Here is a 15,934-nt window from a genome sequence, read left to right on the forward strand (position 1 = left end):
CGGTCGAGGTGCTTCCCTCGCGGCGTTCCCCGTCGCGCGGTGCTTCCCGTCGGTGGTGCGCCGCCGCCCCTTGGTCGACCCCAGGGCGGCCCACCCCGGTTGCGGGCACCGGGTGCGGGTGCCGTTAGACTACTGCCACACCGCCCCGTTGGGCGGTGAAGCAGGAAAAGTGCCTGGCCCCGTCGTCTAGTGGCCCAGGACGCCGCCCTCTCAAGGCGGTAGCGCCGGTTCGAATCCGGTCGGGGCTACCACACGATCGGCCCGTCTCGCCCACGAGACGGGCCGATCGCCGTTCCGCCATCTACCGGCCCCGGCGCCCCACTCCTCTCGCCCTTCCCGGCATCCACCCCCTCGTGCCCCGCTCGCAATCCACCCCAGCCGCCATTCCCGTGCTCCACCCCGATCCGCCCGCCGCCCCCGCACCCCACCCCCGCCGTTCCCGCCGTCACCCCTGCCGTTCCCGCCGTCACCCCTGCCGTTCCCGCCGTCACCCCTGCCGTTCCCGCCGTCACCCCTGCCGTTCCCACCGTCACCCCTGCCGTTCCCGCCGTTCCCGCCGTCAGCCCCGTTGATCAAGAGGTTTACGTCAGGTTGATCTTCAAGCCTGACCCTAACTTCTTGATCAACGTGGGGGTTTGACGCAAACCTCTTGATCGACCAGGGAGTTTGACGCAAACCTCTTGATCAACTGAGGGTTTGACGCAAATCTCTTGATCAACCGGGTCGGGTGTGGGGGTTTGCCGAGCGGGGGTGCGAGAGGGCGGCGGGAAGGAGCGGCGGGCGGGATGGAGCGGGAGTGGTGGGGGTGGACGGGCGGGATGGCGTGGACAGCGTGCTGGACGGGTGGGGTGGAGCGGACGGGCGGGATCGAGCGGACGGGTGGGGTGGAGCGCGGAGGGGCGGGGTGGAGCAGGTGGGGGTGCGGGTGGGTTCAGAGGCCGGAGAGGCGTTGGCCGGCGCGGACGACGGCCATGGCGTGGCGTTCGCCGGGGCGGCGGCCGAGGCGTTCGATCGGGCCGGAGATGCTGATCGAGGCGATCACCCGGCCGGTGCGGTCCCGGATGGGGGCGGAGACGCTCGCCACACCGGGTTCGCGTTCGGCGACGCTCTGCGCCCAGCCCCGGCGGCGTACCTCGGCGAGGGTGCGGCCGGTGAACTTGGACCGGGGCAGCAGCGGCATGACGGCCTCGGGGGGTTCCCAGGCGAGCAGGATCTGCGCCGCTGAGCCGGCCGTCATGGGCAGCACGGAGCCGACCGGCACGGTGTCCCGCAGGCCGCTGGCCCGTTCGGCGGCTGCCACGCAGACCCGCTCGTCGGCCCGGCGCAGGTAGAGCTGGGCGCTCTCCCCGGTGGCGTCGCGCAGCGCGGCGAGCAGCGGCTCGGCGGCGGTCAGCAGGACGTCCGGGGCGGCGTTGGCCAGCTCGCCGAGCCGGGGGCCGGGGCGCCACCGCCCCTGGGTGTCCCGGACCAGCATCCGGTGGATCTCCAGTGCCTGGGCCAGCCGGTGTGCGGTGGCTCGGGGCAGCTTGGTGCGTTCAACGAGTTCGGCCAGACTCGCGCCGTCGACACAGGCGGCCAGGATGACTACCGCCTTGTCGAGGACGCCGACACCGCTCATACTGTGTCCCACAAGCCGAAATTTACCTCCCAGAATTTAGGATGTCCAGATGGTGGGAGTCACTCAACCGAGGACCCTGGCCGAGAAGGTCTGGGACGCACACGTCGTACGGACCGCGCAGGGCGAGCCGGACCTGCTCTACATCGACCTGCACCTGCTGCACGAGGTGACCAGCCCGCAGGCGTTCGACGGGCTGCGGTTGGCCGGTCGACAGGTCCGTCGTCCCGACCTCACGCTCGCGACCGAGGATCACAACACCCCGACCGGGTACGACGATCCCGCGTTCCGGCTGCGCCGTGGTGACCTGCTGACGATCGCCGACCCGACGTCACGCACCCAGATCGAGACGTTGCGCCGCAACTGCGCCGAGTTCGGCCTGCGGCTGCACCCCCTGGGCGACGAGAACCAGGGGATCGTGCACGTGATCGGCCCGCAGCTGGGCGTCACCCAGCCCGGTATGACGATCGTCTGTGGCGACTCGCACACCGCCACCCACGGCGCGTTCGGTGCGCTGGCCTTCGGCATCGGCACCAGTGAGGTCGAACACGTCCTGGCCACGCAGACCCTGCCGCAGGCCCGGCCGAAGACGATGGCGGTCAACGTCACCGGTCAGCTCGGCCCCGGCGTCACCGCCAAGGACCTGGTCCTCGCGCTGATCGCGCAGGTGGGCACGGGCGGTGGGCGCGGCCACATCGTGGAGTACCGGGGCGAGGCGATCCGGGCGCTGTCGATGGAGGGCCGGATGACGGTGGCGAACATGTCCATCGAGTGGGGCGCCAAGGCGGGGCTGATCGCGCCGGACGAGACGACCTTCGCGTACCTCAAGGGTCGGCCGCACGCGCCGGCCGGGGCGGACTGGGACGCGGCGCTGGCCTACTGGCGGACGCTGCCCACCGACGACGGCGCGACCTTCGACGCCGAGGTGACCCTGGACGCGAGCCGGATCACCCCGTTCGTAACCTGGGGCACCAACCCCGGTCAGGGTGCGCCGCTGGGCGCGGCCGTGCCGGATCCGGAGGAGTTCGCCACCGACGCCGAGCGGACCGCCGCGCGCCGGGCGCTGGAGTACATGGACCTCGCCCCCGGGACGCCGCTGCGGGACGTCGCCGTCGACGTGGTCTTCGTCGGTTCCTGCACCAATGGCCGGCTGGAGGACCTGCGGGCCGCCGCCGACGTGCTGCGCGGCCACCGGGTCGCCGACGGGGTACGGATGCTGGTGGTGCCGGGTTCCGCCGCCGTGCGGGAGGCCGCCGAGGCGGAGGGGCTGGACAAGGTCTTCGCCGACGCCGGTGCGGAGTGGCGGTTCGCCGGCTGCTCGATGTGCCTGGGCATGAACCCGGACACGCTCAAGCCCGGCGAGCGTTCGGCATCGACCTCCAACCGCAACTTCGAGGGCCGGCAGGGCCGGGGTGGGCGTACCCACCTGGTGTCGCCGCAGGTCGCCGCCGCCACGGCCGTGACCGGCCGGCTCTCCGCCCCCGCCGACCTGTAGAAGGGCAGCCGAGAGATGGACAAGTTCACCACCCACACCGGCACCGCCGTGCCGCTGCGTCGCTCCAACGTGGACACCGACCAGATCATCCCGGCCGTGTACCTCAAGCGGGTGACCCGGACGGGATTCGCCGACGGTCTGTTCAACGCGTGGCGGGAGGACCCGGCATTCGTGCTCAACAACCCGGCCTATTCCGGTGCCTCGATCCTCGTGGCCGGGCCGGAGTTCGGCACCGGGTCGTCCCGCGAGCACGCCGTCTGGGCACTGCGCGACTGGGGTTTCCAGGCGGTCGTCTCCCCCCGGTTCGGTGACATCTTCCGGGGCAACTCGCTCAAGGAAGGGCTCCTTCCGGTCGAGTTGGAACCGGCCGCGGTCGAGCAGATCTGGCAACTCGTGGAAGCCGACCCGACCACGCCGGTGACCGTCGACCTGACCACCCGCGAGGTCCGGGTCGGCGGGTACACCTGGTCGTTCCCGCTCGACGACCACAGCCGTTGGCGGCTGATGGAGGGCCTGGACGACATTGGACTCACCCTCCGGCACCTCGCCGACATCGAGGCGTACGAGGCGGGTCGGCCGTCGTTCACCCCCGCCGTGCGCTAGCCGTACGACCGATTTCCGTACGGTTTTCGCCCCCACCGGTTCATCCGGTGGGGGCGAATCCGTTACGACACAAGGGCTTTTTTCCGCCGAATGTTTGTGTCCAGGCAGCACAGGGCATACGGTGCGCGCAGAATGGCTCGCGTCGAGTCAGTTGCACAATCGGGAGGAAGTCGTGAACAAGGCCGAGCTCATCGAGGCGCTCGCCGCTCGCCTGGGGGACCGCAAGTCGGCGACGGCGGCGCTCGACGCGGTCCTCGCCGAGGTCCAGGCGGCGGTCACCAAGGGCGACAAAGTGGCGATCACCGGATTCGGATCGTTCGAGAAGCGTGTCCGGGCGGCGCGAACAGCGCGCAACCCGCGTACCGGTGAGGCGGTGAAGGTCAAGAAGACATCCGTCCCGGCCTTCAAGCCGGGCGCCGGTTTCAAGGAGATGGTGGCCACCGGCAAGGTGCCGAAGACCGCCGCTCCGGCGAAGAAGACCACCACCACGGCGGCGGCCAAGGCCACCACGGCGAAGGCGACGGGTGCCAAGGCGACCGGGGCCAAGGCCACCGCCGCCAAGGCCACCGCCGCCAAGGCCACCGGGGCGAAGGCGACCGGTGCCAAGGCCACCGGTGCCAAGGCGACGGGGGCGAAGGCGACCGGTGCCAAGGCGACCGCCGCCAGGAAGACCACGGCGACGGCAGCCAAGAAGACCACGGCGACCGCCGCCCGGAAGACCGCCGCGGCCAAGGCCACCAAGGCCGCCCCCGCGACCAAGGCGGCCACCAAGAAGGCCGCTCCGGCCAAGAAGACCGCGGCGGCCACGTCGACCACCGCCCGGAGCACGGCGGCCAAGAAGACGACCACCGCGGCCAAGTCCACGGCGGCCAAGGCCACCACCGCGAAGAAGGCGCCCGCCAAGAAGGCGCCGGCGAAGCGGACCGCCGCCAAGCGGTGAATTCCGGGTACGACCCGACGGGCGTCCACCACACCGGTGGGCGCCCGTTCCCGTGCCCTCAGAGGCGGTCGGCGGCGAGCAGCCGGTCGGCGGCGAAGGCCAGCAGCCAACCCCCGCCCTTGGCGGTGCCGAAGTCGTCCTCCCGCCCGGTCAGTCGGGCCAACGCCCCCGGGATCACCTTGCCCTGGCTGCACACCGCGACCGGTTCCCCGGTGGCGGCCAGCGTGGTCAGCCGGCCGGCGGCGGCCAGCGCGCACTCGTCGACCTGCTGACCCGGCTTCGGCTCGTCGAAGTCCCCGCACACCTCGATCGGCAGGTCCAGCAGGGCCGCCGCCGGATCCAGGGTCTGCACGCAGCGGCGGGGCGAGGCCGACAGCAGCCGGACCGGCCGGACGAGGGCGACCAGCGGGGCGAGCCGCCGGGCCTGGGTGACGCCCTCGGCGTCCAGCGGCCGGGCGGTGTCCGGGCCGGACCAGGTGGCCCGCCGGCCGGCGTGCGCGTGCCGGACCAGCGCCACCGTGCCGGTCACCGGGGGCAGCGCGGCGAACGCGGTCAGCACCTGCGCGTCGTGCGGGTAGCTGACCCGCCCGACCGCCGCGTCGACGTCGAGCCAGCACACGTCGTCGACCTCGGTGTCCGGCTGGAAGCCGCCGGTGTCCACCGCCCGCATCGACCAGTAGTCGACCACCTTGGGCCGCCCCTCGCTGCGGTACCGCACGCTGGGCAGCCGGACCTGCGGCACCGCCCGGACGTCGGACTCCTCGGCCACCTCCCGGACGGCGGCCAGCAACGGATGCTCGCCGGCCTCCAGCTTGCCCTTGGGCAGCGACCAGTCGCCGTAGCGGGGCCGGTGCACCAGGCAGACCTCGACCCCGCCGTGCCCGGACGGCCGCCAGGCCACCCCACCGGCCGCCCGGATACCGGTCGCGTCCTCCTCCGTCATCTGGTCACCCTACGTCCGGGGAGCGGGTGGCACCGGTCGCCCGCCCGCCCGGCCCGTCGGACGGCCGCCCGGGGGCAGCCGGCGGAACTGGACCGCCGCCCGGGGGCAGCCGGCGGAACTGGACCGCCGCCCGGGGGTCAGCCGGCGGAGCTGCCCACCCGGCGCAGCAGCAGCTCCTGGAGGTCGTGCAGCGGTTCCTCGGCGGTGCCGGTACGCCGGGTCCAGGTGCCGTCCCCGGCCAGCTCGAACGCGTCCACCTCGGGGCTCATCGCGTACCCCATCACCTGGTCCAGCTCGGCCCGCGCGACCGGGTCGCTGACCTGCACCAGCGCCTCCACCCGGCGGTCGAGGTTGCGGTGCATCAGGTCGGCCGACCCCATCCAGAACTCGGCGTCGCCGTTGTTGCCGAACCGGAAGATCCGGGAGTGTTCCAGGAACCGACCGAGGATCGAGCGGACCCGGATGTTCTCCGACAGCCCCGGCACCCCGGGCCGCAGTGTGCACATGCCCCGGATCAGCAGGTCCACGTGGACGCCGGCCCGCGACGCCCGGTAGAGCGCGTCGGTGATCTCCTCGTCGACCAGCGAGTTCACCTTGAACTGCACCAGCCCCGGCATGCCCAGCCGGACGTGGGCGATCTCCCGTTCGATCCGCTCGATCAGGCCGCTACGGATGCCCTGCGGGGCGACCAGCAACCGTCGGTACGCCGTCTGCCGGCTGTACCCGGTGAGCACGTTGAACAGGTCGGTCAGGTCCGCGCCGATCTCCGGGTCGGCGGTGAGCACGCCGAAGTCCTCGTACAGTCGGGCGGTCTTGGGGTGGTAGTTGCCGGTGCCGATGTGGCAGTACCGGCGGATCTGGTTGCCTTCCTGGCGCACCACCAGGGCGGTCTTGCAGTGCGTCTTGAGCCCGACCAGGCCGTAGACGACGTGGCAGCCGGCCCGTTCCAGGGTGCGCGCCCAGCCGATGTTGGCCACCTCGTCGAAGCGGGCCTTCAGCTCCACCAGCACCACCACCTGCTTGCCGGCGGCGGCGGCGTCGACCAGCGCGTCGACGATCGGGGAGTCCCCGCTGGTGCGGTAGAGGGTCTGCTTGATGGCCAGCACGTTCGGGTCGGCGGCGGCCTGCTCGACGAAGCGCTGCACGCTGGTGGCGAACGAGTGGTACGGGTGATGCACCAGCACGTCGCCGTCGCGCAGGGTGGCGAAGACGCTGCGCGGCACCTCGCCCTCGGTCAGCCGGGGATGGGTGGCCGGCACGAACGGCTTGTCCTTGAGGTCGGGGCGGTCCGCCTCGCCGTAGAGCTGCCACAGCGCCGACAGGTCCAGCAGGCCGGGCACCCGCAGCACGTCGTGGTCGTCCATGTCCAGCTCGCGGACGAGCAGCTCCAGCATGTGGTCGGAGATGGAGGCGGCCACCTCCAGCCGGACCGGGGGCCCGAAGCGCCGCCGGGCCAGCTCCCGTTCCAACGCCTGGAGCAGGTCCTCGTCGCGGTCCTCGTCGACCTCCACCTCGGCGTTGCGGGTGACCCGGAACAGGTGGCACTCGACCACCTGCATGCCGGAGAAGAGCTGCCCCAGGTGCACCGAGATGAGGTCCTCGACCGGCAGCATCCGCAGCCCCGGCTGGTCGCGGCCGACCCGGACGAAGCGGGGCACGTTGTTGGGGACCTTCACCCGGGCGAACAGCTCCGAGCCGCCGTCCGGGTCGCGGACCGCCACGGCCAGGTTCAGCGACCGCCCGGAGATGTACGGGAACGGGTGCGCCGGGTCCACCGCGAGCGGGGTGAGCACCGGGAAGATGTGTTCCCGGAAGTAGGTGCGCAGCCGTTCCCGCTCCGGGTCGTCCAGCTCGGCCCAGCGGGTGATCCGGATGTCCTCCCGGGCGAGCCGCGGCAGCAGGTCGTCGACGAAGCAGGCGGCCTGGCGGGCGACCAGCCCGGCGGCGCACTCGGTGATCCGCTCCAGCTGGGTGCGCAGCGGCAGCCGGTCACCGCCGCGTACCGGCAGGCCGGCGGAGAGCCGCCGCTTGAGCCCGGCCACCCGGACCATGTAGAACTCGTCGAGGTTGCTGGCGAAGATGGCCAGGAACTTGGCCCGTTCCAGCAGCGGCGTGCCGGGGTCCTCGGCCAGCGCCAGCACCCGGCCGTTGAAGTCGAGCCAGGACAGCTCCCGGTTGAGGAACCGGTCGGCCGGCAGCGGCTCGACGACGGGTGGGCCGTCGTCGGCGGTCGACCCCGCCCCGGCGGGCACGTCGTCGGCGGTGGGCCGGTCGCCGGTGTCGAGCACCTCGTCCAGGCCGGCGGAGGCCCCGGCGGCACTGGCGGCGGGGGAGTCGGGTGCGGTGGCGGCGACGTCCTCGGCGGCCCGTCGGGTGCGGGAGGCACCCCGGCGGCGGGTGCCGTTGCGGGAGCCGGTCGGGTCGGTGGCGGTGGACGGGCTGGTGGGGTGCTCGCGAGGGGTGCTCACCCGCTCATAATCACCCGATTCTGGTTAACGCAAAATGAACTTGGGCCGGGTTGTTCAGGCCATGGTCGGCAACGTCACCCGGACGACCCCGCCGTCCGGATCCGTTTCCACCCGGAGCCGCTGGCCGAGCCGGAGCAGGCGCAGCCCGGAGGCGTCGAAGGCGCGGGCCGGGAAGGGCAGCTCGGTGCCGTCGTCGAGGAGCAGCACGCCGGTGCGGGTCGACGCGTCGAAGGTCGCCACGGTGCCCTGCATGCCAGCACCGTACACCGGTGTCTCAACCCGGGGGAGCGGTCGGTCCGGTCGGGCCGACCGCGACGCCGGTCAGCGCCCGGGTGGCCGGGCCGAGGCCGAGCCGGGCCGCGTCGGCCAGGTCGGCGGCGGTGTCCACGTCCCGGCGCAGGCTCGGCCACGGACCTGCCAGCGGCACCGCCCCGGAGGCCCGGTGCGCGGCGGCGGAACCGACCCCGAACCGGGGGTCCAGCGGCACCCCGGGCGGCGCGGCGAGCAGCGCGGTGCCGGTGCCGGGGGCGTCGGCCACGAACCGGCGTACCCCGGGCGGGCCGGTGGTGACCGCGTGCAGCGCGGCGGCCAGCTCGGCCGGGCGCAGCGCCGGCAGGTCGGCGGTGAGGGCGGCCACCCAGGTCCGCCGGTCACCGTCGGTGACCGCCGCGTCGACGCCGTGCCGCAGGGCGGCGTTCAGCCCGGCGTCCGGCCGGTCCGGCACCACCCGGGCGCCCGCCGCGCCGGCCGCCGCCGCCACCCGCGGATCGGCGGTGACCACCAGCACCCCGGCCACCGCCGGGCAGGCCAGCGCCGCGCCGACCGTGTCGGCCGCCAGGGCCAGCGCCAGCTCCTCGTGCGGTACGGCCGGCAGCGCGCCCCGCAGCCGGCTCTTGGCGGCACGCAGCCGCTTGACCGGTACCACCACCACCCACCTCGCTCGGCCCACGTCGACAATCCTGCCAGCGCCGACGGCGGTACCCTCACTGGCCGTACCCGGGACGAGCAGGCATGATTTCCGCTGCGGGCACGCAACGGTGGGGCTGCGGCGCGCGGGCGGGTGACGAGGAGGCACGGGTGACACGGCGCAGACTGGGTTTCTGGCGACGGTTCGCCGTGGTGCTGGTCAAGCCCGTGATGCTGGCCTGGACCCGGCGCACCTGGCACGGGGCCGAGCGGTTGCGCACCGACGGCGGCGTCATCATCGTCCCCAACCACCTCTCACACACCGATCCGCTGGTCTGCGCGCACTTCATCTACGACGCCGGCCGGTGGCCGCAGTTCCTCGGCAAGGCCAGCGTGTTCCGGGTGCCGGTGGTCGGCTGGATCCTGCACCGCTGCCGGCAGATCCCGGTGGAACGGGAGACCTCCGTCGCGGTCAGGTCGTTGGACCGGCTGGTCGCCGCGCTGGACGCCGGTGGCGCGGTGGTCATCTATCCGGAGGGCACCATCACCCGGGAGCCGCAGTTGTGGCCGATGAAGGGCAAGACCGGGGCGGCCCGGCTGGCGCTGGCCACCGGCGCACCGGTGGTCCCGGTGGCGATGTGGGGGCCGGAACGGCTCTTCGACCCGCGTACCCGCCGGGTTGGCCTGCGGCCCCGGACCCCGGTGACGGTGGTGGCCGGTCCGCCGGTCGACCTGAGCCGGTGGACCGGGGAGGCCCCCAGCCGGGTGGTGCTGGAGGAGATGACCGACCAGATCATGTTGACTCTGCGTGACCTGCTTGCCGGCATCCGGGGCGGCACACCCCCGCCGCTGTGGGAACGTCCCGCCCGTCCGCACAAACCCGAGGTGACCGAATGAGCGAGTGGATCGACCGGTGCGACGCAGGGACGGCAGGGGCATGAGCGGTCGGATCGGTCGGCCCGCGACGCCGGGTCGCGTCGCCGACGGTGGGGAGGCGACGGCGTGAGTGGGCACGTGGCGGTGCTGGGGGCCGGATCCTGGGGGACGGCGTTCGCCAAGATCCTCGCCGACGCCGGTCGGGAGGTGACCATCCTGGCCCGGCGGGAGCAGGTCGCCGAGGCGATCCGCGACCACCGGCGCAACCCCGACTACCTGCCGGAGCTCCGCCTGCCCGAGCGGGTCACCGCGACCGGCGACCCGGCCAAGGCGATCTCCGGCGCGGAGCTGGTGGTGCTGTCGGTGCCGTCGCAGACGCTGCGCGGCAACCTCGCCGAGTGGGCCGGGCACCTCGCCCCGGACGCCACCCTCGTCTCCCTGATGAAGGGGATCGAGCTGGGCACCACCCGACGGATGAGCGAGGTGATCGTGGAGACCGCCCGGGTCACCCCGGACCGGGTGGTGGTGGTCTCCGGCCCCAACCTGGCCCCCGAGATCGCCGTCGAGCAGCCGGCGGCGACGGTGGTCGCCGGCACCGACGCCCGCCGTACCGAACTGGTGCAGCAGTCGATCCGCACCCCGTACTTCCGGCCGTACACCAACGACGACGTGATCGGCTGCGAGCTGGGCGGGGCCGTCAAGAACGTGATCGCCCTGTCGTACGGGATCGCCACCGCGATGGGCTTCGGCGACAACACCCGGGCCATGCTGATGACCCGGGGGCTGGCCGAGACCGCCCGGCTGGGGGTGGCGCTCGGCGCCGACCCGATCACCTTCGCCGGGCTGGCCGGCATGGGGGACCTGGTGGCCTCCTGCTCGTCGCCGCTGGCCCGCAACCGCACCTTCGGCGAGCACCTGGGCCGGGGGGAGACGCTGGAACAGGCGCAGGCGGCCACCCGGCAGACCGCCGAGGGCGTCAAGAGCTGCCTGGCCATCCGGGACCTGGCCCGCGCACACGGGGTGGAGATGCCGATCACCGAGCAGATCGAACGGATCTGCCACGAGGGAATGGACCCGAGGCTCGCGGTGGACACCCTGATGAGCCGGACCGCCAAGCCGGAGTCGTACGAATGAGCCGCCCCGTCCCGCAAACCGGGCACTGGCACGACGGCACCCGGTGCGTGCACGCCGGGCTGCCCGCGCCGGAGCCCGGACAGCCGTTCCTGCCCGGCCCGGTGTTCGCCGCGCCCTACCACCTCGACCCGTGGCAGGGGCCGGGCGCGACGCCGAACGGCTACGGCCGCCCGGACAATCCGACCCGGCGGCTGCTGGAGGCCGCCATCGGTGAGCTGGAAGGGGGCGACTGCCGGGTCTTCGCCTCCGGCCAGGCGGCCATCACCGGGCTGCTGCTGGCCGTGCTGCGGCCCGGCGACACCGTGCTGCTCCCCGCCGACGGCTACTTCCCGGTCCGGGCGTTCGCCACCGCCACCCTCGCCGGGATCGGGGTCAAGGTGGTCTTCGCGCCCACCGCCGGGCCGTACCCGTCGTTCGACGGCGTACGCCTGGTGCTGCTGGAGACCCCGGCGAACCCGGGCCTGGACGTGGCCGACATCGCCGTGCTGGCCGACGCGGCGCACGCGGCCGGTGCGCTGGTGGCGGTGGACAACACCACCGCCACCCCGCTCGGGCAGCGCCCGCTGGACCTCGGCGCGGACCTGGTGGTCGCCTCCGGCACCAAGGCGCTGACCGGCCACTCCGACCTGCTGCTCGGCTACGTGGCGTCCCGGTCGGCGGAGCTGCTGGAGACGGTGACGGGGTGGCGGACCACCACCGGCGCGGTGCCCGGGGCGTTCGACGCCTGGCTGGCCCACCGCTCGCTGGCCACCCTGGACCTGCGGCTGGCCCGGCAGTCCGCCAACGCGGCGGCGCTGGTGGAACTGCTCGCCGGCCGGGTCGGGGTGACCGGGTTGCGCTGGCCGGGGCGGCCGGAGGACCCGGCGTACCCGGTGGCGTCGCGGCAGCTCCGTCGGATGCCCGGGGTGCTCTCGTTCGACCTGGGGGACGCCGACCGGGTGGCCCGGTTCGTCGCCGCGTCCCGACTGGTCACCGCGGCGACCTCGTTCGGTGGCCTGCACACCAGCGCGGACCGGCGGGCGCAGTGGGGCGACGACACCGCCCCGGGTTTCGTCCGGCTCTCCTGCGGGGTGGAGGACACCGCCGACCTGGTCGCCGACGTGGCGGCCGCACTGGACGCCGCGGGGGTTTCCGATCCGCTATCGTGATGCCGGCCGCACGGGCGGCCCCGACCCGAGGAGGTGAGTCCGATCCCCCACACGACAGGACCGGCGCTCCCCGTCGAGTCCCCGTCGCCGCGGTAACGGCAGATCCGTCGCCGCGGTCGCGACGGTGGGAGCGTCGAGGTACGTTCCCGAAAGAGGCAGCACCATGGCAGCTCCGTACCCCCACGACCACACCGCTCTCGTCGCCCGGCTGCGCGCCGCCGGCTGTGTCTACGCCGAGGACGAGGCCGAACTGCTCACCGCCGCCGCCGGCTCGCCGCGCGAACTGGCCGCCCTCACCGACCGGCGGGTGGCCGGCGAACCCCTGGAACACCTGCTCGGCTGGGCCGAGTTCTGCGGTCGACGGATCGCCGTCGACCCGGGGGTGTTCGTCCCCCGGGCGCGGACCGGGCTGCTGGTGGAGGCCGCGGTGTCGGTCGCCGGCCCGGCACCGGCGGTGGTCGACCTGTGCTGCGGGTCGGGTGCGATCAGTGTCGCGCTGGCCGACCGGCTCGCCCCGCGCTGGCTCGCCGCCGTCGACGTGGACCCGGCCGCCGTCGCCTGCGCCCGCCGTAACCTGGCGGGCCGGGACGCCACCGTGGTGCAGGGTGACCTGTTCGACCCGCTGCCGCCCGACCGGCGGGGCCGGCTGGACGTGGTGGTGGCCAACGCCCCGTACGTGCCGACCCCGGCGGTGGCGCTGATGCCGGCGGAGGCCCGGTTGCACGAGGCGGCGGTGGCGTTGGACGGCGGTGCCGACGGGCTGGCCGTGCTGCGGCGGGTGGCCGCCGGGGCGGTCGACTGGCTGCGGCCCGGGGGGCACCTGGTGGTGGAGGTCAGCGACAGGCAGGCCGAAGCGCTGTGTACGGCGATGACCGGGCTGGGCCTGCTGCCGACGGTGCTGCACGCCGAGGAGTGGGACGCCACCGGCGTGCTGGCCCGTCGCCCGGACTGACCGGACCCGGGCCGGGCCGCCGCGTGCAGTGGGCGCACCCCGGTCCGGTCGGGGTGCGCCGCCTGCGTCGGGGGGCGTGACGGGCGGCGGAAACGGGAACTAACCTCGCAGCAGGCGCGGCGGAGGTGGCGGATGGGCGACGCGGACGGCCCGGTGGTGGTCGGGCTGGACAACGGTGGCACCAGCAACAACGCGACAGTGCTCAGCCTGGATGGCCGGTTCCTGGTGGACGGGTTGGTGGAGATCCCCAGCGAGGTGACCGCCGGCCCGCAGGCGGCGGTGGAGGCGCTGGCCCGCGCGTTCGACGGGGTGCTGGCGCACGCCGGGGTGCGCCGCGAGCTGGTGCGGGCGGTCGGGTTGGACACCCCCGGCCCGGCCAGCGCCACCGGGGTCATCTCGTCCCGGGGGTCGACGAACTTCGCGCAGCCGGACTGGCACGGCTTCGACGTGCGGGGTGCGCTGGAGCGGCGGCTCGGCCTGCCGGTGGTCTACCACAACGACGGCAACGCCGCCGCGCTCTACGCCCACCACGTCCACTTCGGAGCCGACGCGGCCACCCGGTCGTCGGTGTCGGCCATCGTCGGCACCGGTCTCGGCGGCGGGGTGGTGGTCGACGGCCGGGTGGTCACCGGGGCGGCCGGGATGGCCGGCGAACTCGGCCACGTGCACCTCCCGCTGGCCGGGCTGCTCGCCCCCGACCAGCCGGAACCGCGGTGCGCCTGCGGGTTCGTCGGGGACGCGGAGAGCGTCGCCTCGCTGACCGCGATCGGGCGCAACCTGCTGCCGTACTGGCTGTCGCGGTATCCGGGGCACCCGCTGACCCGGGAGCCGTCCGCGCGGGCCGCGAAGCTGCTCCGGGGGTACGCCGAGCGCGGTGATCCGCTGGCCCGGGAGGTCTTCACCCAGCAGGCGGTGGCGCTCGGCCGGTTGTTCACCGTCGCGGCGAACTTCACCGACCCGCACGCGTACTTCGTCGGTGGCGGGGTGGTGGAGGCGACGGCGGAGTTCCGGGACTGGTTCGTCGACACCGTCCGCGCGCACACCGTGCTCCGGGCGGAGCAGGCCGCGTCGGCCGTGTTCGCCCTGGTCCCGGACCGGGACATGGCCGGGGCGCGCGGGGTGGCCATCGCCGCGGCCGAGACGGTACGCCCCATCGCGCCCCCACCCGCCGGCACGGTCGGCTGATCCGCACGCGCCCGCCCCCGCAGCGCATCGACGCGGTGCGGGGGCGGGCGCGGGGCGGGTCAGCGACGGGGTCGGTCAGCGACTCGGCGGGTCAGCGGCGAAGGCGGCCCAGGCGGCGGGTGGGAAGAGCAGTACCGGGCCGGTCGGGTCCTTGGAGTCGCGGATCGCGACCTGTCCGGGCAGCGGGGCCAGCTCGACGCAGGCACCCTCGTCCCCGCTGCGGCTGCTCTTGCGCCAGGCGGCCCTGGACAGGGCCGCGCTGATCGTCGGTGTCATCGGTCTACTACCGTCCCTTCATCAGTTGCAGCAGCCGGTCGCGGCTGTCCGCGGGGCTCAGCGCCACGGTGCGCAGATGCTCCATGATCTTGGTGCAGGTTCGCAGGTCGCCCGGTCGGTCCAGGACCATCTGGCCGGCGACCGTCTCCACCGAGGCGATCTGCGGGTCCTCGGGGTCGGCGAACTCCAGGATGTGCAGCGAGCCCCGGGTGCCCCGGTGGTAGCCGGCGGAGAGCGGGATCACCTGGACGGTGACGTTCGGCAGCTCCGACGTCTTGAGCAGGTGGCTGAGCTGCGCGGCCATCACCGTCTGGTCGCCGACCGGGCGCAGCAGCGCGCCCTCGTCGATGATCGCGTCGAAGATCGGTGGCTCGGCGGCGGTGATCCGCTGCTGCCGGTCCAGGCGGAGCTTGACCCGCTGCTCGACCTGGTCGTCGGTGAGGGTGTGCGGGCCGCCCCGCATCACGCCCCGGATGTAGTCGGCGGTCTGGAGCAGACCCGGCACGATCGAGGGTTCGAAGTTGGCGATCCCGGTGGCCTCGGCCTCCAGCGCGATGAAGTCGATGGTGCGTTTGTCCAGCAGGTGTGAGTAGGGCACCCACCAGCCGGGTTTGCGGGTGTCCTTGGCGAGCTGGACCGCCGCGGCGATGTCCTCCGGTCGGACCCCGTAGAGGCTGAGCAGCGCGCGGACGGTGGCCGGGCTGACCAGTGTCTGCGCGTTCTCGTAGCGGCTGAGGGTGCTGCGGGTGCTGTTGATCTCGTCGGCGGCGGCCTCCAGGGTGAGGCCGGCGGCTTCCCGGTGGGTACGCAGGGCGATGCCCAGGCGGCGAGCCCGGGCGGTCTTCGGTGCCATACATCGATGGTGACACACGCCCTGGGAACGCGTGCATGAGAGAAACCTCGATGAGAGTTGCATTCATGCCTGTCCACCTGTCACTCTGTGATGGCGTCCTCACCAACGGTTGTCGTGACGACGGCGGTGGTGAGTGACCGGAGGGGATGAGGCGCGTGGCGATCGGGTTTACTCCCCCGTTCCCGATCGTCACGTGCCGCCGCCGCCATCCATCGTCGGGAAAGGACTGTGGACTGTGAGGGGCCTGATGACGGCGATGACCCGGTTCCTGGTGGTGCTCAGCGACGTACGGCCGGCGGAGACCGCGCAACGCGACGAACGGTCCCGCCCCGAGCGGCGTCGGCAGGTGGTCGGCGCCAACAGCAGGGAGGCCGCCGACCGGATCGCCGGGGCGTTCATGGCGCTCGGCATGGTCCGGGCCGGACGGCAGCGGGTCAAGGTGATCGCCGTCGGTCGGCGACGCCGCGTCATCCCGCCCGGACAGGGCTGACGGTCACGTACCGTATCGGGGTGGATGACCGTTTGCGAGGGACGATCACG

15 protein-coding genes, 1 tRNA gene and 1 pseudogene are annotated in these 15,934 nt (G+C 73.5%); 10 read left to right on the forward strand and 7 right to left on the reverse strand.

All coding sequences use genetic code 11. From position 1 onward, the window contains the following. Positions 1–175: 175 nt before the first annotated feature. Positions 176–251, forward strand: a tRNA-Glu gene (locus O7625_RS14345). Between the two features lie 680 nt (positions 252–931). On the opposite strand, the gene O7625_RS14350 is transcribed toward O7625_RS14345, so the two are convergent. Continuing rightward, positions 932–1,618 (reverse strand): IclR family transcriptional regulator, encoded by a 687-nt coding sequence (locus O7625_RS14350; protein WP_067311668.1) that lies wholly within the window; start codon positions 1,616–1,618, stop codon positions 932–934. A 49-nt stretch (positions 1,619–1,667) separates the two neighbouring features. Here O7625_RS14350 and leuC point away from each other — a divergent pair, with 49 nt between their 5' ends. The 3 genes from leuC (at position 1,668) to O7625_RS14365 (ending at position 4,653) form a co-directional block, all read left to right on the forward strand. Beyond that, the gene (leuC, locus tag O7625_RS14355) at positions 1,668–3,110 is read left to right on the forward strand and encodes a 3-isopropylmalate dehydratase large subunit (RefSeq protein ID WP_282346456.1); all 1,443 of its coding nucleotides are present in this window, start codon (positions 1,668–1,670) and stop codon (positions 3,108–3,110) included. Between the two features lie 15 nt (positions 3,111–3,125). Then, on the forward strand, positions 3,126–3,713 hold the full coding sequence (gene leuD / locus O7625_RS14360; RefSeq protein ID WP_067311662.1) for a 3-isopropylmalate dehydratase small subunit: 588 nt from the start codon (positions 3,126–3,128) through the stop codon (positions 3,711–3,713). Positions 3,714–3,885: 172 nt separating this feature from the next. Continuing rightward, positions 3,886–4,653, forward strand: a complete 768-nt coding sequence (locus O7625_RS14365; protein ID WP_348774004.1) for an HU family DNA-binding protein — start codon at positions 3,886–3,888, stop codon at positions 4,651–4,653. A gap of 58 nt (positions 4,654–4,711) precedes the next feature. Here the strand turns inward: O7625_RS14365 and O7625_RS14370 are convergent, their stop codons facing one another. From O7625_RS14370 to cofC, 4 genes and pseudogenes are all read right to left on the reverse strand, one after another. Further along, positions 4,712–5,596 (reverse strand): NUDIX hydrolase, encoded by an 885-nt coding sequence (locus O7625_RS14370; protein ID WP_282346462.1) that lies wholly within the window; start codon positions 5,594–5,596, stop codon positions 4,712–4,714. Between the two features lie 137 nt (positions 5,597–5,733). After that, a pseudogene (locus O7625_RS14375) lies at positions 5,734–7,800 on the reverse strand (RNA degradosome polyphosphate kinase); the annotation flags it as partial. Between the two features lie 318 nt (positions 7,801–8,118). Continuing rightward, positions 8,119–8,316, reverse strand: coding sequence for a cold-shock protein (locus O7625_RS14380; protein ID WP_067311649.1), 198 nt, complete (start codon positions 8,314–8,316; stop codon positions 8,119–8,121). A 22-nt stretch (positions 8,317–8,338) separates the two neighbouring features. After that, on the reverse strand, positions 8,339–9,013 hold the full coding sequence (gene cofC / locus O7625_RS14385) for a 2-phospho-L-lactate guanylyltransferase (protein WP_282346465.1): 675 nt from the start codon (positions 9,011–9,013) through the stop codon (positions 8,339–8,341). 128 nt (positions 9,014–9,141) lie between these two features. On the opposite strand from cofC, the gene O7625_RS14390 reads away from it, so the two are divergent. The 5 genes from O7625_RS14390 (at position 9,142) to O7625_RS14410 (ending at position 14,265) form a co-directional block, all read left to right on the forward strand. Then, positions 9,142–9,867, forward strand: a complete 726-nt coding sequence (locus tag O7625_RS14390; RefSeq protein WP_282346467.1) for a lysophospholipid acyltransferase family protein — start codon at positions 9,142–9,144, stop codon at positions 9,865–9,867. A 105-nt stretch (positions 9,868–9,972) separates the two neighbouring features. Next, the gene (locus O7625_RS14395) at positions 9,973–10,980 is read left to right on the forward strand and encodes an NAD(P)H-dependent glycerol-3-phosphate dehydrogenase (protein WP_067311644.1); all 1,008 of its coding nucleotides are present in this window, start codon (positions 9,973–9,975) and stop codon (positions 10,978–10,980) included. Further along, on the forward strand, positions 10,977–12,128 hold the full coding sequence (locus tag O7625_RS14400; protein ID WP_282346469.1) for a cystathionine gamma-lyase: 1,152 nt from the start codon (positions 10,977–10,979) through the stop codon (positions 12,126–12,128). The genes O7625_RS14395 and O7625_RS14400 overlap by 4 nt, the downstream gene beginning before the upstream one ends. A 163-nt stretch (positions 12,129–12,291) precedes the next feature. Further along, entirely contained in the window at positions 12,292–13,080 is a 789-nt protein-coding gene (locus O7625_RS14405) for a putative protein N(5)-glutamine methyltransferase (RefSeq protein ID WP_282346471.1), read from the forward strand. A gap of 132 nt (positions 13,081–13,212) precedes the next feature. Beyond that, positions 13,213–14,265: an ROK family protein gene (locus O7625_RS14410; RefSeq protein ID WP_282346473.1), complete on the forward strand. Its 1,053-nt coding sequence runs from the start codon at positions 13,213–13,215 to the stop codon at positions 14,263–14,265. A 75-nt stretch (positions 14,266–14,340) separates the two neighbouring features. Here the strand turns inward: O7625_RS14410 and O7625_RS14415 are convergent, their stop codons facing one another. Beyond that, the gene (locus O7625_RS14415) at positions 14,341–14,541 is read right to left on the reverse strand and encodes a DUF397 domain-containing protein (RefSeq protein WP_067311634.1); all 201 of its coding nucleotides are present in this window, start codon (positions 14,539–14,541) and stop codon (positions 14,341–14,343) included. Between the two features lie 7 nt (positions 14,542–14,548). After that, positions 14,549–15,394 carry a helix-turn-helix transcriptional regulator gene (locus O7625_RS14420; protein ID WP_282346476.1) on the reverse strand — a complete coding sequence of 282 codons (846 nt, stop codon included), beginning with the start codon at positions 15,392–15,394 and terminating at the stop codon, positions 14,549–14,551. A 256-nt stretch (positions 15,395–15,650) separates the two neighbouring features. Between O7625_RS14420 and O7625_RS14425 the strand changes: the two genes are divergently transcribed. Then, the gene (locus O7625_RS14425) at positions 15,651–15,884 is read left to right on the forward strand and encodes a hypothetical protein (RefSeq protein ID WP_282346946.1); all 234 of its coding nucleotides are present in this window, start codon (positions 15,651–15,653) and stop codon (positions 15,882–15,884) included. Positions 15,885–15,934 lie beyond the last annotated feature (50 nt).

The organism is Micromonospora sp. WMMD714 (assembly GCF_029581315.1).
GTDB classification, from domain to species: Bacteria; Actinomycetota; Actinomycetes; order Mycobacteriales; family Micromonosporaceae; genus Micromonospora; species Micromonospora rifamycinica.